Raw genomic sequence first — 4848 nt, 5'->3', positions numbered from 1 at the left:
CTAGAGACACGACCAAGAACAAGACGACGCTATCTGGTTGTTGGGTAGCGGCGGTCTATTACGTCGAACGCGTTTGGTTGGCCTGCTCGGTAGAATTGGAGGTCAACCGCTTTCAGGGGTTCCCACAACGGCATTCGGTAGCGGGGGTATTGGGGCTTCGGGGTGGGGGGAGGTGGAGGTGTGTAGGACGGGGTTGGCGGCTGGGCGGCCGCCTTCGTTGGCGGCTTCCATGCAGGCTACGTTCATTTGGGTTTTGATCCAGTCGCCTGCGAGGAAGAGGTTGTCGAGGTTGGTCCAGGCGTTGGGGCGGTCGGCCCAGGAGCCGGGGTTTTGGATGAAGATGGCGTCGTCGTAGTCAATTTCGGGGGTGCCGGGGTTGGTCAGGGCGGGGTCTATTTGCCAGGAGTGGAGCATGTCGTCGGTGAGAGGGTTGTCGCCGTTGTGGTCTACGTGGGCTTTGATTTGGGACCAGGTTTCTCGGACTAGTTCTTCGAAGGTGCATTGGCGGGCTGGTTTTTTGTTGAAGGTGCCGGGCTCGTCCCATTCGGAGATGATGGCGGACAGGACTTCTTGGACGTTGCCGTTGCCGTAGGTGGGGAGGGGGCGGCGCCAGAATTGGGCTTCGCTCGTTCAGACGGGTGAGGTTGTCCCATACGCCGTGCGGATTGTCGGGGAAAGGTATGCGGCGCAAGGTGTCCGGGAGATTGTGGTAGAAGCCGAAGAAGCTGCGGAAGCCGTGCTCGCCGGGGAGGCCGTCGGGGGTGTAGATGCTGCGGGTCTTGCCGCCGAAGTCGGCCAGCTTCTCGAAAACCGTTACCGAGAAGCCTCTTTCGGCCAGCTCGTGTGCGACGGTCAGGCCCGCGGGACCGGCTCCGAATACCGCCACGGTGCGGCCGGGCTCGGCATGGGCCCGGCCGCCGGCGGGAGCGAGTGTCAGTGCTGCCGCCACGCCTCCCGCCTTGGCTGCCGTCTTGATGAACTGTCGTCGTGTCCGGCGCATGTGTGCCTCCGCCCGGGGGGGATCCAACTGGCGGCTATGTTAATCACAATTCTCGCGTTGAATGTGTTGTTTCCCATTATCTTCCGGCCCTAAGTCGACGCATATTCTTCTTGGCGTGTCAGCGCTGGAGTTGCTGCAGGACCCAGCCCGCCGTGTTGGCGCTGGACCGGATCAGTGAGTGATCCACGGGTTCCGCACCGGGGAACAGGTCCTCGTAGACAGCGTTCACTACGCCGGGCTCGTCGAGCGTCGAGCAGGCGGGGGCGGGGGTGGCGAGTTGGTCGTTGCGGGTGGCGATCGCGGAGTAGGTGACGCCGGGCTGGGTGACGGGGGTGCCGAAAAGGGATTGGTAGAGCGGTGAAGTGGGGGACATCTGCATGGCGGTGGCCATTTCGGCGGAGCTCGCGGCCAGGGCCGATTGCAGGAAGGGGAGCGCGGTCAGCAATTGGACGGGGGTGATCGGGGGGTTCTTGAGGCCGAAGACGCCTGCGCCGTCGCACCCGCGGACTTCGGGGGTCAGGAAGATCGCGTGGTTGATTGTGGGTGCGCCGTCGAGGAACTTGAGGTAGTAGTTCGAGACGATTGTTCCGGCCGAATGCGCGACGATCTCGACCTTCTCGGAACCGGTTGTGCTGCGCACTTTCGCGATGAAGTCGGCAACCTGCTGAGCCTCGCTCGGTATGTCGCCGTTCCAGCGCTTGTCATTGACGATGCCGCCCTGGAACAGCACGGTGCAATATCCGGCTCCGCGTAGCACGGTGAGCACGGGGGTCCACTGTTCGTCGGTTTGTTCGGGGGTGCCGTCGCCGCCGGGGAGTACCACTATCGGATTGGGGTGGGCGGTGGTCGGGGTGCAGTCGATCGGCGGCTCGATGGTGGTTCCGGCGGGTGCTGCCTGCGCGGTGGCGGTGGACAGTAGTGCCGCGCCCAGGACGGCGGCAGCGGCGACGCGCGCGATAATTCTCATGTGTGGCAATGCCTTCCGGTCGATTGGTTGAGCTCCCCGACCGGACCAGTCTGCGCGGTCAATTCGACTCGCGCATTCCGCTTCCTGCATTGGCGAATGTTTGGCAAATATATTTGGTATTCGGCAGGCGCGACGCGCCGAGATTCTCAATGTCGCTGACGAGAGGAATGCCATGAGCCGGACTGACACCGTCGAGCCGCGCACGATCGGCCTCTACTGGGATCGCGATGGTGATATCTGGCAGCGGGAGGACGCCGGGTGGCGGCTTATTCTGCAGAGCGGGGTGGCCGTTGATCCGATCTCGCTATGGGAATGGGATAACGGATGTGTGCGCGACTATGCGCCATTCACGCCTATGACGGCGCTCCGAACAGCGTAACTTCCATCAGTCGGATCACCCTGGGCTGCGGGCAGATCGACGGGTGGCCGCCGAACTCCCGGCCGAGGTCGACCACCAGGCCGAACGCGGCCTGGACCAGGATGCGGGCCTCGCCCTCCGAGAGGGTCGGGCGGACCGCGACCAGCAGGCGGACCCACTCGGCCACGATGAGTCGCTGCACATTGCGGAGCATGGTGCGCTCTTCGGCCGAGACGTGGCCGAATTCGGCGTAGTAGACGAAGGTCAGTTCGCGTTCGGCGAAGGATCCGGCCACATACAGGTCGACCAGTTTGCGCAGTGCCTCGGCGGGGCTCGCCGAGGAAGCCACCGCGGGGCCGATCGCGCCCGAAACCCGGTCCGCGGCGCGGCGGAAGGCGGCGGCCAGCAGGTCGCCCTTGCTGCGGTAATAGCGGTAGACGGCGGAGGCGGCCGAGAGGTCGGCCGCTGCGGCGATGTCCTCGACGCTGACATTGGGGTAGCCGCGGGCGTGGAAAAGTTCCACAGCCCTCTTGAGCAGGAGTTCGTGTTTGAAGCTCTGCGGGATCTCGACCGCCCGCGGGGTCGTAGGTTCGGTGCCCGCGGGGGGCAGATCGGTCGCGATGATGGCGTCGCAGGCCGAATGCAGCAGGGCCGTCAGGGATTTCGCGGGCAGGGTGGCATGGTGATCGCCGATGCTGGAGATCACGCTGAGCAGCGATACCGCGCGGACCGCGCGATCATGGCCGTCGAGTTCGGGGCGGACATCGCCGATCAGGGCGCGCAGGGTGGTCAGGGCGGCGGTGAACTGGTCCTCGAGGGTGCGGCGGTCGGCCTCGTCGAGGTAGCGGCGCTCCCAGCGGACCAGGGTGACGGTCGAACGATTCGCGATGGTCTCGGCGATCATCTTGTCCAGCACGCGGTCCAGGCGCGCGCGGGGGGACAGCTCCTCGGCCGCGTCGGGTGGCGTCGCGGATTGCGCGGTGAGCTGGGCCAGGCGCAGCAACTCCTCGCGGAAGAGGGCGTATTTGCTCGGATAGTGCCGATATAGTGCGGCCGAGGAGATTCCGAGCCGGGCCGCGATGTCCTCCATGCTCACACCGTGATAGCCGAGCGAACCGAAGGCGGCGGCCGAGGTGGCGGCGATCTGGGCACGCCGGTTCTTCGGGCGGCGGCGGATCACGCGCTGCGGCTGCTCCTCGACGGTCATACGGCAATGGTAATCACCAGGCATTTCCGTCGACGCCCCGCCGCTGATCCGCTGCCGTTCGGGAGCACCGCGCGTAGGCTGCCCGCATGCGCACGGTTGATGTTGAGCGCAACATCGCGGCCCCACAGTCCGACGTCTTCGAGTGGCTCACCGATGTCACCAATTACCAACGGGTTCCGCTGGTTCGCCGCGTCACCCTGGTGCGGCCCGGCGATACCGCGGGCAACGGGGTGGGCGCGGTGCGGTTGGTGGTGACGCCGCTGCTGCGCCTCACCGAGGAGATCGTGGCCTACGATCCGCCCCGGATGATGCGGTACCGACTGCTGAATTCCGTTCCGCCGCTTCGACATCAGGAGGGCTCGATCGGATTCGAGCCGTGTGGGGCGGGAACCCGGGTGCGGTGGTCGTCGACCTTCGAGATCGCGGCCCCGATCCTCGCGCCGGTGTGGACCCGGCTGTTCCTGCCGGTGGTGCGCGGCGGCTTCGTCATGGTGTTGCGCACGGCCGAGCGGGAACTGCGCGGCGCCTGACGCGGGCTACCATCTGGGGCCATGGCGGAGATCAAGGTGGAGCGCCGGAACTCGGTGGCGCTCGTTACGGTGCACGACCCCGACAAGCGGAATGCGTTGACGCTGGACCTATCCGCCGATCTCGCGGATGCGGTCGCCGAGGCCGAAGCCGACGAGTCGGTGCACGCCCTGGTGGTCACCGGGACGCCGCCGGCGTTCTGCGCGGGTGCGAACCTGACCGCGCTGGGTGAGGCCAAGGAAGAGGGGCTGCGCGCCATCTACGAAGGCTTCCTGGCGGTGGCGCGCTGCAAGCTGCCGACGGTCGCGGCCGTGGGCGGGCAGGCCGTGGGCGCGGGGCTGAATCTGGCGCTGGCGGCCGATGTCCGGTTCGCGAATCCCAAGGCGCGCTTCGACGCTCGGTTCCTGAAGCTGGGGATCCACCCGGGCGGCGGGATGACGTGGATGTTGCAGCGGGCCGTCGGGCCGCAGCAGGCGGCGGCCATGACGCTGTTCGGTGAGGTCATGAATGCCGAGGCCGCCGTGCGGGCCGGTCTGGTCCATCGGGTCGTCGAGGGCGATCACGACGCCTTGCTCGATGCCGCCGTCGAATTCGCTTCCGCCACGGCCGATGTCCCGCGCGAGCTGCTCATCACCACCAAGCGCACCATGCGGGCCACCCGGGCGCTGGCCGCACACGCCGAAGCCGTGAGCACCGAGGTGGTGCCGCAGCTGACCTCGCTCGAATCCCCGGAATTCGCCGCTCGCCTGGCGGCCACGCAGGCGCGAATCACCGGTTCCGCCTAGTAC

6 protein-coding genes are annotated in these 4848 nt (G+C 66.6%); 2 read left to right on the top strand and 4 right to left on the bottom strand.

Going from position 1 to position 4848, the window contains the following annotated elements; translation table 11 throughout:
- Nucleotides 1-102: 102 nt before the first annotated feature.
- From NS2_RS37035 to NS2_RS35045, 4 genes are all read right to left on the bottom strand, one after another.
- A complete protein-coding gene (locus NS2_RS37035) occupies nt 103-414 on the bottom strand; it encodes a hypothetical protein (protein WP_200885936.1) in 312 nt (103 codons plus the stop codon).
- The gene (locus tag NS2_RS35055; protein ID WP_197707875.1) at nt 356-1000 is read right to left on the bottom strand and encodes an FAD-dependent oxidoreductase; all 645 of its coding nucleotides are present in this window, start codon (nt 998-1000) and stop codon (nt 356-358) included. Before NS2_RS35055 ends, NS2_RS37035 begins: the two co-directional genes overlap by 59 nt.
- A 118-nt stretch (nt 1001-1118) precedes the next feature.
- Complete coding sequence (locus NS2_RS35050; protein ID WP_033091649.1) at nt 1119-1967, bottom strand: esterase/lipase family protein; 849 nt, start codon at nt 1965-1967, stop codon at nt 1119-1121.
- A 353-nt stretch (nt 1968-2320) separates the two neighbouring features.
- Nucleotides 2321-3532 (bottom strand): TetR/AcrR family transcriptional regulator, encoded by a 1212-nt coding sequence (locus NS2_RS35045; RefSeq protein WP_036552511.1) that lies wholly within the window; start codon nt 3530-3532, stop codon nt 2321-2323.
- A gap of 86 nt (nt 3533-3618) precedes the next feature.
- Here NS2_RS35045 and NS2_RS35040 point away from each other — a divergent pair, with 86 nt between their 5' ends.
- A complete protein-coding gene (locus NS2_RS35040) occupies nt 3619-4062 on the top strand; it encodes an SRPBCC family protein (RefSeq protein WP_033091651.1) in 444 nt (147 codons plus the stop codon).
- A gap of 21 nt (nt 4063-4083) precedes the next feature.
- Nucleotides 4084-4845, top strand: a complete 762-nt coding sequence (locus tag NS2_RS35035; RefSeq protein ID WP_033091652.1) for an enoyl-CoA hydratase — start codon at nt 4084-4086, stop codon at nt 4843-4845.
- Nucleotides 4846-4848: the final 3 nt, after the last annotated feature.

This window comes from Nocardia seriolae NBRC 15557, from assembly GCF_007990715.1.
Classification (GTDB): Bacteria; Actinomycetota; Actinomycetes; order Mycobacteriales; family Mycobacteriaceae; genus Nocardia; species Nocardia seriolae.
The sequence above is the reverse complement of the archived record's forward strand: the minus strand, read 5'-3'. Positions and strand labels throughout refer to the sequence as shown.

Coding starts and splice junctions, on each gene's coding strand:
- NS2_RS35045 (WP_036552511.1), bottom strand. CDS start 3,532: ATGACCGTCGAGGAGCAGCCGCAGCGCGTGATCCGCCGCCGCCCGAAG.
- NS2_RS35035 (WP_033091652.1), top strand. CDS start 4,084: ATGGCGGAGATCAAGGTGGAGCGCCGGAACTCGGTGGCGCTCGTTACG.
- NS2_RS35055 (WP_197707875.1), bottom strand. CDS start 1,000: ATGCGCCGGACACGACGACAGTTCATCAAGACGGCAGCCAAGGCGGGA.
- NS2_RS35040 (WP_033091651.1), top strand. CDS start 3,619: ATGCGCACGGTTGATGTTGAGCGCAACATCGCGGCCCCACAGTCCGAC.
- NS2_RS35050 (WP_033091649.1), bottom strand. CDS start 1,967: ATGAGAATTATCGCGCGCGTCGCCGCTGCCGCCGTCCTGGGCGCGGCA.
- NS2_RS37035 (WP_200885936.1), bottom strand. CDS start 414: ATGCTCCACTCCTGGCAAATAGACCCCGCCCTGACCAACCCCGGCACC.